Here is a 15622-nt window from a genome sequence, read left to right as displayed (position 1 = left end):
GACCACGGCACTTGCGCCCAGGCTGCCTTTGAAGACCGGAGAACATCCCAATGTCCGTACCCCATGAGGTATCCCCCGCCACCTTGCGCCGGGTGATCGCCGCCTCGGCCATCGGCAATTTCGTCGAATGGTTCGATTTTGCCGTCTATGGCTTTCTCGCCACGCTGATCGCCAGCCTGTTCTTCACAGGCGAAGATGCCAGCGTCGCCTTGCTCAAGACCTTTGCCGTATTCGCCGTAGCGTTCGCCCTGCGACCGCTGGGCGGTATCGTGTTCGGCGCGCTGGGCGATCGGCTGGGTCGCAAGCGCATCCTGTCGCTGACCATCCTGTTGATGGCCGGCTCAACCACCCTGATCGGCCTGCTGCCGACCTACGCCAGCATCGGCCTGGCGGCGCCGCTGTTGCTCACCGTGGCGCGATGCCTGCAAGGTTTTTCCGCAGGCGGCGAGTACGCCGGCGCCTGCGCCTATCTGATGGAACATGCACCGCAGGACAAACGGGCCTTCTACGGCAGCTTCGTGCCGGTATCGACCTTTTCCGCCTTCGCCTGCGCGGCAGTGATTGCCTACACCCTGGAGGCGAGCCTGACCCCCGAGGCCATGAGCAGTTGGGGCTGGCGTGTTCCGTTCCTGATCGCCGCGCCTTTAGGCCTGGTCGGCCTCTACCTGCGCTGGCGGATGGAGGAAACCCCAGCCTTTCGCGAGGCCATGGCCGAGGGCAAGGAACACAGCCACTCGCCGCTCAAGCAAACCCTGCGCCACCACGGCAGGGCGATCCGCAACCTGGGCGCGTTCATTTCGCTGACCGCGCTGTCGTTCTACATGTTCACCACTTACTTCTCTACCTACCTGCAGATGGTCGGCAACCTGAGCCGCGCCCAGTCGCTGCTGGTGACCACCGTGGCGCTGCTGTTCGCCGCGGTCGGCTGCCCGCTGGCCGGCGCCTTCTCCGACCGGGTCGGGCGGCGCAAGACCATCGGCTTCACCTGCCTATGGGTGATGGTGGCGGTATTCCCGGCCTACTGGCTGGCCAGTTCCGGCTCGATGTCCGGCGCGTTGCTGGGGGTGATCCTGCTGGCCGTCGGTGCCTTGCTCAGTGGCGTGGTCACCGCGGCGTTGCTGTCGGAGACCTTCCCGACCCGCACCCGCTACACCGCCTCGGCGATCACCTACAACGTGGCCTACACCCTGTTCGGCGGCACCGCGCCTCTGGTGGCCACCTGGCTGATCAGCCAGACCGGCAGCAGCCTGGCGCCGGCCTTTTACCTGGTGGTGATCGCATTGGTGGCGCTGGTGGGCGGCTTGGCACTGCCGGAGACCTCGCGGATCTCTCTGCACGAGGACGCCGGCGAGCGCCAGCCTGCGCGCGCGATACCCTAGCGATTGAGCAAAGTGCGGCGTGTGGGGCGGCTCAAGCCGCCTCCTCACGCCGGTGCGCCCACTGGTACAACGCCGGCAGCACCAGCAAGGTCAAGGCGGTGGACGACAGGATGCCGCCAATCACCACGGTCGCCAGCGGTCGCTGCACCTCGGCGCCGGTCCCGGTGGCCAGGGCCATGGGGATGAACCCCAGCGAGGCCACCAGAGCGGTCATCAGTACCGGTCGCAGGCGAGTCAGTGCCCCTTCCTCGATCGCCGCATGCAGCGTGCGCCCTTCCTCACGCAGGTTGCGGATGAAGGCGATCATCACCAGTCCGTTGAGTACCGCGACCCCGGACAACGCGATGAACCCGACCCCGGCGGAAATCGACAGCGGGATGTCCCGTAGCCACAGCGCCAACACACCGCCGGTCAAGGCGAACGGGATGCCGGTGAACACCAGCAAGCCGTCCTTGAGGTTGTTGAACATCATCAGCAGCAACGCCATCACCAGCAGCAATGCAACCGGCACCACCACCTGCAGGCGCTCGGTCGCCGACTGCAACTGCTCGAACTGGCCACCCCAGCGGGTCCAGTAGCCCGCTGGAATCTGCACCTCGCCGATCAGCCGTTGCTCGGCCTGTTCGACGAACGAACCCAGGTCACGACCACGCACGTTCGCGCTGACCACCACCACCCGCTTGCCATCCTCACGGCTGACCTGGTTCGGCCCCAATTGCAAATTCAACGTGGCCACCTGCGACAGCGGGATGAACCCAATTTGCGCAGCTCCCGCGGCGCTGCTGGCCGGAACGGGGATCAGCAGGCCCGACAGCCCGTCGACATCGGTGCGCAATGTTTCGGACAAGCGCACCACCATGTCGAAGCGTCGATCGCCTTCGTACAGGGTACCGGCGGTACGGCCACCGACGGCGATGGCGATGGCGTCTTGCACATCCCCCACGTTCAGGCCGTAACGGGCGGCCTTGTCGCGATCGATGTCGATGGTCAGCACCGGCAGGCCGGTGGTCTGCTCCACCTTGACCTCGGAGGCGCCCGGCACTTGTTGCAAGCTAGCGGCGATCTGCGCGGCGATCCGGTTGAGCACGTCCATGTCATCGCCGAACACTTTCACCGCCACATCGCTGCGCACGCCGGAAATCAGCTCGTTGAATCGTAACTGGATCGGCTGGGACAACTCGTAGTTGCTGCCCGGCACACTGGCCGCGGCACGCTGTACTTCGGCGATCAGCGCTTCGCGCGGCTTGCCGGGATCGGCCCATTGCTCGCGCGGTTTGAGCATCACATAGGCATCGGAGATGTTCGGCGGCATCGGGTCAGAGGCGATCTCGGCAGTGCCAGTGCGGGCGAATACCCGCTCCACCTCCGGCACCTGGGCGATGATGATCTGTTCCAGGCGCTGCTGCATCTGCACCGACTGGCTCAGGCTCGTACCCGGTACCCGCAGGGCCTGGAGGGCGAAGTCGCCCTCGCTGAGGCTGGGGATGAACTCGCTGCCCATGCGGCTGGCCAATGCACCGGACAACACCACCAGCAAGGCGGCGCCGGCGAAGGCCAGCGTGCGCTGGCGCAGGACCCAGGCCAGGACAGGTGCATAGCGCTGGCGGGCGGTGCGCATCACAACGCCCTCTTCTTCCTTGACCTTGCCGGTGACGAACAGGGCAATGGCCGCAGGCACGAAGGTCACCGAAAGGATCATCGCCCCCAGCAAGGCCATCACCACCGTGAACGCCATGGGGTGGAACATCTTGCCCTCGACGCCGGTCAGGGCAAAGATCGGCAAGTACACCACCATGATGATCAGCTGGCCATAGATCAGCGGCCGGCGCGCTTCGCGGGCGGCAGCGAACACCTCATGGAAGCGCTCGGCGCGGGTCAGCATGCGGCCGTGGCGCTGCTGGGCGTGGGCCAGTCGGCGGATGGCGTTCTCGACGATCACCACCGCGCCGTCGACGATGATGCCAAAGTCCAAGGCCCCGAGGCTCATGAGGTTGGCGCTGACCTTGTTGTTGAACATGCCGGTGAAGGTGAACAGCATCGACAGCGGAATGACCATCGCGGTGATCAACGCCGCGCGGATATTGCCCAGGAACAGGAACAAGACCGCGATCACCAGGATCGCGCCCTCCACCAAGTTCTTCTTGACCGTGGCGATGGCCTTTTCCACGAGGTTGGTGCGGTCGTAGACCGTCACGGCCATCACCCCCTTGGGCAGCGTGCGGTTAATGTCGGCCAGCTTGCGCGCCACCGCCTGGGACACCGTGCGACTGTTCTCGCCGATCAACATGAACACCGTGCCCAACACCACTTCGCGGCCGTTCTCGGTGGCCGCACCGGAGCGCAGCTCCTGGCCCAGGCCTACTTGGGCGACATGGCTGACGCGGATCGGCGCGCCGTCGACACTGGAAATGACGATGTTCGCAATGTCCTCAGCCGAAGCCACCTGACCCGGGGCGCGGATCAGCAGTTGCTCGCCGTTGCGCTCGATGTAGCCGGCGCCGACGTTGGCGTTGTTGCGTTCCAAAGCGCCGATCAGATCGTTGAGCGTGAGTTTGTAGGCCGCCAAACGTTTTGGGTCCGGAGCGATCAGGTATTGCTTGGCATGGCCGCCGATGGAGTTGACCTCGGCCACGCCCGGCACGTTGCGCAGTTGTGGCTTGATGATCCAGTCCTGGATCACCCGCAGGTCAGTCGCCGTATAGGGCGTGCCGTCGTCCTTGAGCGCCCCTGGCTCGGCCTCGACGGTCCACAGGAAGATCTCACCCAGCCCGGTGGAGATCGGCCCCATGGCCGCTTCGATGCCGGCGGGCAACTGCTCGCGGGCCACCTGCAGGCGCTCATTGACCAACTGGCGGGCGAAGAAGATGTCGGTGCTGTCTTCGAAGATCACCGTCACCTGGGACAGCCCCGAGCGCGACAGCGAGCGAGTCTGCTTGAGCCCCGGCAGGCCGGCCATGGCGGTCTCGATGGCAAAGGTGATGCGCTGCTCGGTCTCCAGCGGCGAGTAGCCGGGCGCGGCCGTGTTGATCTGCACCTGGACATTGGTGATATCCGGCACCGCATCGATCGGCAGCTTCTGGTAGCTGTTGATGCCGACGGCAGCCATCAGCACCACCGCGAGCATCACCACCAGGCGCTGCTCGATAGCAAATTGGATCAGGCGTTCGAACATGAAGAGGTCCCCAGTCAGTGGCTGTGCTCGGCCGAGCCCTTGCCGAGCTCAGACTTGAGAACGAAGCTGCCAGCGGCCGCCACCTGGGTGCCGGCCGCCAGGCCGTCGGTGATTTCCACCTGGCCTGCGTCGCGTCGGCCGGTTTTCACCGGGCGGGCCTGGAAACCCTCGTCGGTGCGGGCGAACACGACGGTCTGTTCCTCCCACGTTTGCAGCGCTGCCTCTGGTACCACCACGGCGGCATCGAAGCGCTCGACGTTCACCGCGATATTGACGAACAGCCCCGGACGCCAGGCGCCGTTGGGATTGGCCAAGGTGGCACGGGCAGTGGCTGCGCGGCTTTGCTCGCCCAGCAGACTGCCCACATAGTTGACCTGGCCTTGGACCTGAGCCCCCAGATCCGGCGCGCTCACGGTGACCGTCCGCCCGGTCGTGACCCGGCCCAAGTCACGCGGGGTGACCGAAAAGGTGGCCCAGACCCGGCTCAGATCCGAGAGGGTGAAGGCGTTGCTGGTCTCGTCGACCACTTCGCCGACGGTCAGGTGCTTCTCCACCACCACGGCGTCGAAGGGGGCGCGCAGCTCGTAGCGATTGCCTGCGCCGGCCGGAGCGACGGCGGCGACTTTCTGCTGGGCGTTGGTCAGCGCGATTTCGGCCTCCTGCAAGGCCTGGCGGGCTTGCAGGTAGTCCTGTTCGGCACTGATACGTTCCTGCCACAGCTGTTGTTCGCGCTTGAAGGTCAACCGCGCCAGTTCCACGCGGCGCTGGGCAGCCTGCTGCTCGCTGCGCAGATCGGAGATCTGCTGGCTGGCGATCACCGCCAGGACTTGTCCACGCTTGACTGGCTGGCCCAGGTCGGCGTGCACCGATTCCACCACCCCGGGCACACGGGGCACTACATGAGCGGTATGGTCCTCGTCGAAGCGGATCTCGCCAGGGAAGCTGATAGCGGTGCCCAAGGTCATCGGCGCGGCAGCGACCAACTGCACACCAGCGGCTTCGATCTGGGTGGCGGACAGGTGCAGGCTGCCCTCCTGTTCCTCATGCCCTTCATCGCCACCCTCGGCGTGAGCATGACCATCGTCTTGCTGCGGGCTGTCATGGGTAGGGTTGTTTTCGCCCTGGGTGTCTTGAGGAGCCTGGCCGATGGATTGGGTCCAGGCCAGGCCGCCCAGGCCGATCACGGCGATGGCAGCGGCCAGGATGGCGAGTTTGCGGGTGTTTTGCATGGTTGCTCCTAAAGGGATTGCCGATGGCATCGGTGCAGACGGGCGAGACAGGCCTCGGTCAACGGTCTGGGCCAAGGTCGCCGTAGATGCGCTCGACCTGAGCACGGGCATCGGTTGCCGAGGCCAGGGCCTCCAGGTACAGCCCACGTGCCTCGATCAGCGTGCGCTGGGCATCGAGCACATCGAGGAAGGCGAACTTGCCCATCTCGAAACCACGGGTGGCGGTGTCCACAGCCTGCTGCGCCGAAGGCAGGATGGTGCGGTCATAGGCCTGCACCTCCTGCATTGCCGACGCCCACTGGCTGACGGCGCTGCGGGTGTCGCTGTGCAGGCGCAACTGCACGGCGTTGCGCAGGTCACGGGCCTGGTCGGCGCGGCGCGCGGCAGCCAGCACATTGCCCTGGTTGCGGTCGAACAACGGCAGGGGCATGGACAGACCGACCACGTTGACCCGTTCACGCTCCTCACGGCTGTACTGGCTGCCCAGGCTCACGGTCAGGTCGGGGATGCGCTTGGCTTTTTCCGAGCCGAGGGACGCCTCCCCTCTCTGGATCTGCGCTTCTGCCAGGCGCCACTCGGCGGTTTGCGACACCTTGTCGAGCAAGGTCTCGGCGCGAGGTGCCGGGCCCGGCGACAGCTGGCTCGTATCCAGGCGAGCGAAGGCCGCCTGCGGGCTGCCGGTCAGCCGCGCCAAAGACTGATTGGCGACGACGCGCTGCGACTCGGCACGGCGCACCTGCGCCTGCGCCTGGGCCAGCTGAACCTGGGCGCGGGTGGCCTCGACCGGCGAGGACTGTCCCGCCTTCACCCGCCCTTGCACGACCCGCAGGCCGCGCTCGATCAAGGCCTGGGATTGCTGCGCCAACTCCAGGGCGGTCTGGGCGCGCAAGGCGGCATGGAAGGCCTGCACCACATCGGCACGCAGGCCATTGCGCTGGCGCTCCCACTCCAGCTGGGCGACGCTCTGGCCGGCGGCGGCCACGTCGATGCGTGCGCCGCGCTTGCCGCCCAGTTCCAGGGCTTGGCTGAGGGTCACGGTGGTCGTTCGGGTATCGCGGCGGGTGTCCTCGGCTTCCCAGGACAACTCTGGATTGGGCAGTAGCCCCGCCTGGCGCCGCTCACCTTCGGCGATACCGATTTCGCGGCCGGCGGCAGCAAGGTCGGGGTTCTGGGCGAAGGCGGCCTCGATCGCCTGGGGCAGGCTCAGGCGCTGCTCAGCGCGCAGGCTGGGCGCAGCGAGGCCAGCCAGCAGTAGACAGAACAAGGCGGTACTGCGGGGGATGAACCGGTTGCGCGGCACGTTTGAAGTCCTCGTCGGCAAGCGTCGGAAAGCATGGCGAGGGACTGTAAAGAGCGCCGCCTATCGGCTCGGTGGCGGCAAAATTACAATTTTGAAAGGGAGGCCGAAGGACGACACTATCCGATAACCGCACACATTCGCTGCGGGGCAAACGAAGGAAATTGACGAAACTAACCAGGTGGTACATATATCGGGGCATCCAAAAACAACAAAGCGATGCCCCGCCATGACGCCCCGAATCCTCGTGCTCAACGGCCCCAACCTGAACCTGCTCGGCACCCGCGAGCCCGACCAGTATGGCCAGGAAACCCTCGCCGACCTGGCCCAAGGCTGTGCCGACTGCGCACACGCGCTCGGCCTGGAAATCGAATTTCGCCAGACCAACCATGAAGGCGAGCTGATCGACTGGACACACGCCGCACGCGGACGCTGTGCCGGCATTCTGATCAATCCCGGCGCCTGGACACACACGTCGGTAGCCATTCGCGATGCCTTGGCGGCGAGCGAGTTGCCAGTCATCGAGGTGCACCTTTCCAACGTGCACAAGCGCGAGCCGTTCCGTCACCTCTCCTTCGTGTCATCGATCGCCGTGGGCGTGATCTGTGGCCTTGGCAGCCACGGCTACCGCCTGGCCCTGACGCATTTCGCCCAACTGCTCAAGGAGCCACGCGGATGAACCCGAACACTGTCCTGGCCGGGCTGATCGGCCGTGGTATCCAAGCCTCGCGGACCCCGGCGCTGCACGAGCACGAGGGCGACGCCCAAGCCTTGCGCTACCTGTACCGGTTGATCGACGCCGACCAGCTGGGCCTGGATGACAGCGCTTTGCCCGGCCTGCTGGATGCGGCCCAGCGCACCGGGTTTACCGGCCTCAACATCACCTACCCGTTCAAGCAGGCGATCCTGCCGCTGCTCGATGAGCTGTCGCAAGAGGCTGAAGGCATCGGTGCGGTGAACACTGTCGTGCTCAAAGATGGCAAGCGGGTCGGCCACAACACCGACTGCCTGGGCTTTGCCGAAGGCCTGCGCCGGGGCCTGCCGGATGTGGCACGTGACCAGGTGGTACAGATGGGCGCCGGCGGCGCGGGCTCGGCGGTGGCTCATGCGCTGCTTGGTGAAGGCGTACGCCATTTGGTGCTGTTCGATGTGGACAGCGCGCGCGCCCAGGCGCTGGTGGGCAACCTCAGCGCCCGCTTCGGCGAAGGCCGGGCGTCACTCGGCACGGACCTGGCCGCCGCCATGGCTACGGCGGACGGGCTGGTCAACACCACCCCGGTGGGCATGGCCAAGCTGCCCGGCACACCCCTGCCCGTGGCGCTGCTGCATGCCCGGCTGTGGGTGGCCGAAATCATTTATTTCCCGCTGGAAACCGAGCTGCTGCGCCATGCCCGGGCGCTGGGGTGTCGCACGCTCGATGGCAGCAGCATGGCGGTATTCCAGGCAGTCAAGGCATTCGAGCTGTTCACCGGCCGAATCGCCGATGCCGGGCGCATGCAAGCGCATTTCGCACGCCTGGGGTGAGGTACCTGCTCGCGGGTACATCGCCGTACCCGCGAAGCAGATTGCACGTCATCAGGCGGGCAGCATCCCCCGCACCATGAACGCAGTCGATTCACGCACCTCGCGCCAGTACCGCTCCAGGTCCATGGGCTCGCTGCGGCACAGGCGCAGCAGTTGCAGGTGCCCATAGTCGTTGAGCATGAAGGCGGCATAGTCGACATCCAGATCGGCGCGTAACTTGCCCAGCCCGCGCAGCTCGTCCAACAGCGCAGCGATCTCGCTCACCAACGCATCGTTGACCCGCTTGTAGGGCGCAGGCAACGCCGACTGATCAGGCCCAAGCAGCGCAATCACCTGGGGCAGGATCTCGCGCCACAACGCAGGCGACAGCACCTCGAAGGCGAACTCGGTCAGGCAACGCTCGAAATAGCAAATGGTGTCGATCGGGTCGTCCAGCTCGGGGATGCGCTGGCGCGCGGCGCTGATGGCGCGGTGATCCGCCTCGCGCAGTTTCTCCAGAAGGATCTCCTGCTTGCTGCCGAAATAGGCGAAGACCGTAGGCACCGAGACCGCCGCCGAACGGGCGATCTGCTCCATGGTGGTGGTCTGGAACCCTTGGCTCTCGAACAGGCTAAGGGCCGACTGACTGATGGCCTGGCGGCGCAGGGCCTTTTGTTGTTCGCGCAATCCGCTCATGGCTCTCCTGGCTGGCGTTGGCGGGTGGGCGCCCAGCATAACGGCAAACTCATTCGATTAAAAATTTTATTGACTAAAAGTTTTTATGGATTAAAGAATATTTCCACGTGATCGACTGACCACGCCGTACCGGCCGCACCCTGCCCGACAACAACAACCAGCGGGAGCCTTGCAATGCCTACCCTCGCCTGTCGTCCGCGGCCCTCCCTCGCCCAGCCCCACGAGTACCGCCATGACTGAACATGCCGACCTGATCATCCACCACGCCCGTATCTACACCGTCGATCCGCACCGCCCCTGGGCCAGCGCCGTGGCGGTGCGCGGCGAGCGTATCGTGCATGTCGGCGACGACCGTAGCGTGCTGGCTTTCAAGGGCCCTGCCACGCGCATGCTCGACGCCCAGGGCAAGTTGGTGCTGCCAGGTTTCGTCGAATCCCACTGGCACTTTTCCACCACCGCGTTCGCCCATCAGGCCTTCGTCAACCATGAAGACCCCCATCAGGTGCTGGCTGCGCTCAAGCGCTACGTGGACGAGAACCCCAACGAGAAGGCCATCACCGGCATGGGTTGGGTCCAGGCCTTGGTGCCTGGGGACATGCTGCGCCGCGAAACCCTGGACGCGATCTGTGCCGACAAGCCAGTGTGCCTGTTGTCCACCGACTACCATTCCATGTGGGTCAACTCCAAGGCCCTGGAGCTGGCAGGCATCGACCGTGACACGCCACCGGTGGAAGAAGGCGCCAGCTGGTTCGAGAAGGACCCGCACACCGGCGAACCCACCGGCCTGATCGTCGATGGCGCGGCCTATTCGCTACTGATGCAGCGCCTGAGCGACCTGGGTTATCTGCCTGTCGGCATCGATCTGTACCTGCGCTCGATCGCCTTGTGGCAGGAGAAACTGGTCGCCGCCGGCATCACCACCGTGTTCGACGCAGGCTTCCTCGACCCGAGCGGCGATCAGTCGCTGCTGTACCAGACTCTGATGCGCCTGGAAGACGAGCAACGCCTCAAGCTCCGGGTGGTCGGCAGCTACATCGACATGGGCACCGACCCGGACCCGGTGGCCAGTCTCAAGGCCCTGCGCGCTGAGTACGCAAGCCCTCTGGTCAAGGCCCAGGCGCTGAAACTGATGCTCGACGGCACCGAGATGAACCACACCGCCTACCTGCTCGAGCCCTACTGTGACAAGCCGCACAGCTGCGGCAGCACCACCATGCCGGAGGAAACCTTCGAGCGGCACGTGCGCGAGGCCGACCTCAACGGCATCGATGTGATGGTCCACGCCGTGGGCGATGGCGCCGTGCGCATGGCCTTGGATGTGTTCGAGCGTGTCAGCGCGAGCAACCCGCCACGTGACCGTCGCCATGTGATCACCCACGCGTTCCTCACCCACCCGGACGACATCCCGCGTTTTCGCCGCATCGGCGTAATGGCCAATACCCAGCTGCAGTGGGGTGTGGTCGACGCCTATACCCAGGCGATCCAGAAGTCCTATGGCCCGCAGCGCTGGGCCTCGATGTACAGGTTCCGCAGCTTCATCGAACAGGGCGTGACCGTGTCCATCGGCATGGACGGGCTGGCCTGCCAGTGCCGCTGCCAGCATCGACCGGTGGAGCACATCGAGTCCGGCCATACCCGGCAGTTGGCGGGCGAGCCCGGTGCCCCGGTGATGCCGGACATCCACGAGAAGCTGAGCATCCCCCAGCTGATCGCCGCCTACACCATCAATGGCGCCTACCAGTTGGGCCTGGAGAAAGAGATCGGCTCGATCAGCGAAGGCAAGCGCGCGGACATCATCATTCTGGAACAGGACTTGTTCGAGCTGGACCGCTACCAGATCGGCAAGACCGAGGTTCTGCTGACCCTGATGAACGGCCAAGTCACCCATGACCAGCTGAGCCGCGCCCTGACCTGAGCCCAGGCCCTTCGTCCCAAGCCGCTTCGCAGTGTCGCGCCAACGCGCGGGCTGCGGGGCGCTCCACTGCGACACGCATCAGCCATTTCATTCATCGGGACCCCACAATGCACAACAACAATTCCCGGCTCCAGCGTGCTTCTCTGATCTTCATCGCCAGCACGGCCATCATCGTAATTGGCGTTCAACCCATGTTCATCGGCCTGCTGGCCGAACGCCTGGCCCTTTCCCTCAGCCAGCAAGGCCTGGTGATCGCCATGGAAATGGGTGGCCTGGTCCTGGGTACCCTGCTTAGCCCCTTGTTGGCTCGGCAAGGTAGCCAGCGCCGCGTCTATCTACTGGCCGCGCTGCTGGCGCTGGCCTGTAATCTGTTCACGGCGCAAAGCGCCAGCTTCACCCCGGTACTTGCCTGGCGCCTGCTCGCGGGGATTGGCGGGGGCCTGTTGTACGCCAATACCCTCAACGACCTCGGCCGCCTGCCGGGACAGGACCGCTCCTTTGGCCTGGTGCTGTTCCTGCAGACAGGCATCTTCGCGTTCTCAGCCGCCACCCTGCCGCTGGTGGCCGAAGCGTTCGGCAGTTCGCTGGCAATCGCCTCGATGGCGGGCTGGTTCGGCCTGATCAGCGTCAGTTGCATCGCCTTACCGGTCTGCCACGCCGTCACCCGCGGCACCGTGCTGGCCGCCAGCGGTCAGGGATCGGCGCGCATCGGCCGCTATTCATTGCTGGGTATGTTGTTCCTGCAACTGGCGATCTACAGCGTCTGGGGCTTCCTCGATCAGCTGGGGCATGACCAAGGCCTGAGCGCCGTGGAGGTGGGTTGGGCATTCGGTATGGGCGTGCTGGGCGGCCTGCCTGGCTCGGGTCTGCCGAGCCTGTTGGGGGCACGGGTCAGCCGCGGGCCGATGATCGGCCTTGGCTCGTTGCTGGTGCTGTTGGCCATCGTCCTGCTCGCCGGGGGTACACCGAGCGCGATCAGCCTGTTCGTGGCGCTGTTCATCCTGAACTTCGGCTGGGCCCTGGCGTTGAGCTACTACATGGGCGCCATCGCCACCAACGACCCCCAAGGCCAGTTCACCCCACTGGTGCCGATCACGCTGGCCAGTGCGGCTGCAGTTGCGCCAGCGTTCATCTCGATGCTGTTGCAGGTGACCGGAAAGCCTTCGATCTTCATCACCGCAGCCAGTGCGGTGACCATCGGTTTTCTGCTCAAGTGCATGGCGGGCATGCGCGAGCGGCAGAAGGCCCTATGAAAAGGGGCGCCAAGCGCCCCAAGATACGCGGTCACTCAGCCAGCAACGCCTGTATCACCTTCTCCTGACCGTCATAGCCGCCTTCGCCGTAATGCACATGGCGCACCTGTCCCTGACGGTCAATGAAGTAATGGGCTGGCCAGAACTGGTTGCCCCAGGCGTTCCAGATCCGGTAGTCGTTGTCCACCGCTACCGGATAACCGATGCCTAGACTGGCCACCTTCTGGCGCAGGGTGCCCAGATCATGCTCATAGTCGTATTCCGGCGTATGCACCCCGATCACCACCAGCCCTTGGTCGGCATAGCGCCGAGACCAGTCGTTGACATAGGGCAGGCTGCGCTGGCAGTTGACGCAATCCCAGGTCCAGAAATCCACCAGTACCACCTTGCCCTTGAGCGCCGGGGCATCCAGCGGCGCCGAGTTCAGCCACTGGCTGGCGCCGGCCAGCGAAGGCATGGCGCCCTGCCCGTCCCGCGCCGCCAGGTAACCGGCCAGGCCAAGCCCAACCAGTCCCATGCCCAACCCGCCGACCTTGATCAGCATGCGCCGGTCAATTTTCATGGCAGCCGCCGGTGGCGTAGGTACGGTACTCGACGCTCTGACGCTGGCCGTGGGAGTCCAGGTAATCCATGCGGGTGGTGACCACGCCACAGGCGTTGGCCTGGTCGTCCTGGGTAGAGAGTACTTTCTGAATATCCAGATGATCGCCATAGCGGTATTGCATCACGTTGTCCTGCATCGGTTGCGGGCTTGCCTGGGCACCGATGGCGCCCAAACTGGACAAGGCAAACAAGGCGGCGATGGCAAAAGTCTTGGTGGTCATGGCATCTCTCCTGCGAGTGTTTATGCGGTGGGGAGTCTTCCCCGGTCGAGAGCCATTTCACCGCTGGCGGGTATCCGGGCTGTGTCCGCAAAGGCCTCCTATTGCCTTGTGCTGTATCTGCACCGCCGACGGATACACTGCAATACAAAGCCCGGTCCGCAAGGGCCACAACGCTCGGTACACTGCGCCTATCCAACCCTGTACAGGAACCCTCCGATGGAACATGTCGATCACATCCTGATCGTCGACGACGATCGCGAAATCCGCGAGCTGGTCGGCAATTACTTGAAGAAGAACGGCCTGCGCACCAGCATCGTCGCCGATGGCCGGCAAATGCGCGCCTTCCTGGAGAACAACGCGGTCGACCTGATCGTGCTCGACATCATGATGCCCGGCGACGACGGCCTGCTGCTGTGCCGTGAACTGCGCGCCGGCAAGCACCGCAACACGCCTGTGTTGATGCTCACCGCACGCAACGATGAGACCGACCGCATCATTGGCCTTGAGATGGGGGCCGACGACTACCTCACCAAACCCTTCTCGGCGCGTGAACTGCTGGCGCGCATCAACGCCGTGCTGCGTCGCACGCGGATGCTGCCGCCCAACCTGACCATCAGCGAAAGCAGCCGGCTGATCGGCTTCGGCCAATGGCGGCTGGACACCACCGCCCGCCACCTGCTCGACACCGACGGCACCCTGGTGGCCCTGAGCGGCGCGGAGTATCGCCTGCTGCGGGTGTTTCTCGACCACCCCCAGCGGGTGCTCAGCCGCGAACAACTGCTCAACCTCACCCAGGGCCGCGAGGCGGATATCTTCGACCGCTCTATCGACTTGCTGGTCAGCCGCCTGCGCCAACGTCTGGGCGACGACGCCCGCGAACCCACCTGCATCAAAACCGTACGCAGCGAGGGCTATGTGTTCTCCCTGCCGGTGCAGTTGCTCGAGTCGCCGTTATGAGATGGCCCCGTACCCTTGCCTCGCGCCTGGCGCTGATCTTTCTCACCGGGCTGGTGCTGGCCTACGGGCTGTCGTTCGGCCTGCAGTTCTACGAGCGCTACGTCAGCAGCCGTTCGATGATGCTCAACAACCTGGAGCAAGACGTGGCAACCTCGGTGGCGATCCTCGAGCGCTTGCCAGCAAACGAACGTGCTGCCTGGCTGCCACGCCTGCAACGGCAAAATTATCGCTATCAACTCAGTGAAGGCCTCAGTGGCCAGGCTATGGCCAGCGAGGACCCGCCCATGGCCGCCGAGTCGATCGTCAAGGCGATCGGCCAGGATTATCGCCTGACCTTCCAGGAGATCCCGGGCCCCATTGCGCATTTTCAGGCCCACTTGCGCCTGGCGGACGGCGCGCCGCTGACCATCGACGTCACGCCGGCCGGCGTGCCCTTGGCCAAATGGCTGCCGGTGGTGCTGTTGATCCAGCTGGCGGTGCTGCTGGGCTGCACCTGGCTGGCCGTGCGTCTGGCGATCCGTCCACTGACCCGGCTGGCCCGTGCGGTGGACGATCTGGACCCGGACAAACCCGGCCCCCAACTGGACGAAAGCGGCCCCCGAGAGGTGCGCTACGCGGCCGTCGCCTTCAACGCCCTGCAGGCGCGCATCGCGGCCTACCTCAAAGAGCGCATGCAACTGCTGGCGGCCATCTCCCATGACCTGCAAACCCCCATCACGCGCATGAAATTGCGGGTGGAGGTGATGGACGACGGCCTGGAGAAGGACAAACTCTGGAGCGACCTGAGCGCCATGGAACACTTGGTGCGCGAAGGCGTGGCGTACGCGCGCAGCATGGACAGCAGCACCGAGGCGCCCTGCCGCATCAAGCTCGATGCCTTCCTCGACAGCCTGGTCTTCGATTACCAGGACAGCGGCGCAAAGGTCGAGCGCCTGGGTGCCACCGATGTCACCCTCCACACCCGCCCCCATGCCCTGCGCCGGGTGCTGGTGAACCTGGTGGACAACGCGCTGAAGTTCGCAGGTGCCGCGCAGCTTGAGGTGGAACACACCGGGAACGGCACGTTGATCCGTGTGCTCGACGAAGGGCCTGGCATTCCCGCCGATGAGCTGGCCGAAGTGCTCAAACCGTTCTACAGGGTGGAAGGTTCCCGCAACCGCAGCACCGGAGGTACCGGCCTGGGGCTGGCGATCGCTCAGCAACTGACCCAGGCCATGGGAGGGCAACTGACCTTGAGCAACCGCGCTGGCGGCGGGCTGTGCGCGCAGATCGAGCTCAAATGACGTGGGGGCCGCGTCCCGGCCCCGGCTTCGACTACACGCCGATACATAACGCCACTGCCCTGGACACACTGCAGATACCCTCGCCGCACACACTCCTTGTCACACCTCGAGCCC

The 15622-nt window shown here is 65.1% G+C and carries 13 protein-coding genes; 7 read left to right on the top strand and 6 right to left on the bottom strand.

Features of this window, described 5'->3' with window-relative positions:
* Positions 1 to 50 precede the first annotated feature (50 nt).
* Complete coding sequence (locus BLS27_RS00445) at positions 51 to 1379, top strand: MFS transporter (protein WP_090342257.1); 1329 nt, start codon at positions 51 to 53, stop codon at positions 1377 to 1379.
* Between the two features lie 31 nt (positions 1380 to 1410).
* Here BLS27_RS00445 and BLS27_RS00440 read toward each other — a convergent pair whose 3' ends face one another.
* Genes BLS27_RS00440 through BLS27_RS00430 form a run of 3 tightly spaced genes read right to left on the bottom strand, consistent with a single transcriptional unit; the run spans position 1411 to position 7080 of the window.
* On the bottom strand, positions 1411 to 4551 hold the full coding sequence (locus tag BLS27_RS00440; protein ID WP_090342253.1) for an efflux RND transporter permease subunit: 3141 nt from the start codon (positions 4549 to 4551) through the stop codon (positions 1411 to 1413).
* Positions 4552 to 4565: 14 nt separating this feature from the next.
* Positions 4566 to 5780, bottom strand: a complete 1215-nt coding sequence (locus BLS27_RS00435; RefSeq protein ID WP_090342249.1) for an efflux RND transporter periplasmic adaptor subunit — start codon at positions 5778 to 5780, stop codon at positions 4566 to 4568.
* Positions 5781 to 5838: 58 nt separating this feature from the next.
* Positions 5839 to 7080: a TolC family protein gene (locus tag BLS27_RS00430; RefSeq protein ID WP_244155174.1), complete on the bottom strand. Its 1242-nt coding sequence runs from the start codon at positions 7078 to 7080 to the stop codon at positions 5839 to 5841.
* A gap of 226 nt (positions 7081 to 7306) precedes the next feature.
* On the opposite strand from BLS27_RS00430, the gene aroQ reads away from it, so the two are divergent.
* Both aroQ and BLS27_RS00420 read left to right on the top strand, forming a co-directional pair.
* The gene (gene aroQ, locus BLS27_RS00425) at positions 7307 to 7756 is read left to right on the top strand and encodes a type II 3-dehydroquinate dehydratase (protein ID WP_043213671.1); all 450 of its coding nucleotides are present in this window, start codon (positions 7307 to 7309) and stop codon (positions 7754 to 7756) included.
* Positions 7753 to 8601 (top strand): shikimate dehydrogenase, encoded by an 849-nt coding sequence (locus tag BLS27_RS00420; protein WP_090342246.1) that lies wholly within the window; start codon positions 7753 to 7755, stop codon positions 8599 to 8601. Before aroQ ends, BLS27_RS00420 begins: the two co-directional genes overlap by 4 nt.
* Before the next feature lie 51 nt (positions 8602 to 8652).
* Here BLS27_RS00420 and BLS27_RS00415 read toward each other — a convergent pair whose 3' ends face one another.
* On the bottom strand, positions 8653 to 9276 hold the full coding sequence (locus tag BLS27_RS00415; RefSeq protein ID WP_043213676.1) for a TetR/AcrR family transcriptional regulator: 624 nt from the start codon (positions 9274 to 9276) through the stop codon (positions 8653 to 8655).
* A gap of 232 nt (positions 9277 to 9508) precedes the next feature.
* Here BLS27_RS00415 and BLS27_RS00410 point away from each other — a divergent pair, with 232 nt between their 5' ends.
* Together BLS27_RS00410 and BLS27_RS00405 are read left to right on the top strand one after the other, a co-directional pair.
* Complete coding sequence (locus BLS27_RS00410; protein WP_090342242.1) at positions 9509 to 11191, top strand: amidohydrolase; 1683 nt, start codon at positions 9509 to 9511, stop codon at positions 11189 to 11191.
* A gap of 107 nt (positions 11192 to 11298) precedes the next feature.
* On the top strand, positions 11299 to 12444 hold the full coding sequence (locus BLS27_RS00405; protein WP_090342239.1) for an MFS transporter: 1146 nt from the start codon (positions 11299 to 11301) through the stop codon (positions 12442 to 12444).
* A 31-nt stretch (positions 12445 to 12475) separates the two neighbouring features.
* Here the strand turns inward: BLS27_RS00405 and BLS27_RS00400 are convergent, their stop codons facing one another.
* Positions 12476 to 13006, bottom strand: coding sequence for a thioredoxin family protein (locus tag BLS27_RS00400; protein WP_052352489.1), 531 nt, complete (start codon positions 13004 to 13006; stop codon positions 12476 to 12478).
* Complete coding sequence (locus tag BLS27_RS00395; RefSeq protein ID WP_043213683.1) at positions 12996 to 13268, bottom strand: DUF2790 domain-containing protein; 273 nt, start codon at positions 13266 to 13268, stop codon at positions 12996 to 12998. The genes BLS27_RS00400 and BLS27_RS00395 overlap by 11 nt, the downstream gene beginning before the upstream one ends.
* Positions 13269 to 13484: 216 nt before the next feature.
* Here BLS27_RS00395 and BLS27_RS00390 point away from each other — a divergent pair, with 216 nt between their 5' ends.
* Positions 13485 to 14225 (top strand): response regulator, encoded by a 741-nt coding sequence (locus BLS27_RS00390; protein ID WP_043213685.1) that lies wholly within the window; start codon positions 13485 to 13487, stop codon positions 14223 to 14225.
* Positions 14222 to 15508: an ATP-binding protein gene (locus tag BLS27_RS00385; RefSeq protein ID WP_043213686.1), complete on the top strand. Its 1287-nt coding sequence runs from the start codon at positions 14222 to 14224 to the stop codon at positions 15506 to 15508. The genes BLS27_RS00390 and BLS27_RS00385 overlap by 4 nt, the downstream gene beginning before the upstream one ends.
* Positions 15509 to 15622: the final 114 nt, after the last annotated feature.

This window comes from Pseudomonas guariconensis, from assembly GCF_900102675.1.
In the GTDB taxonomy this organism is placed as follows: domain Bacteria; phylum Pseudomonadota; class Gammaproteobacteria; order Pseudomonadales; family Pseudomonadaceae; genus Aquipseudomonas; species Aquipseudomonas guariconensis.
This window is presented reverse-complemented; position numbering and strand designations above follow the sequence as displayed.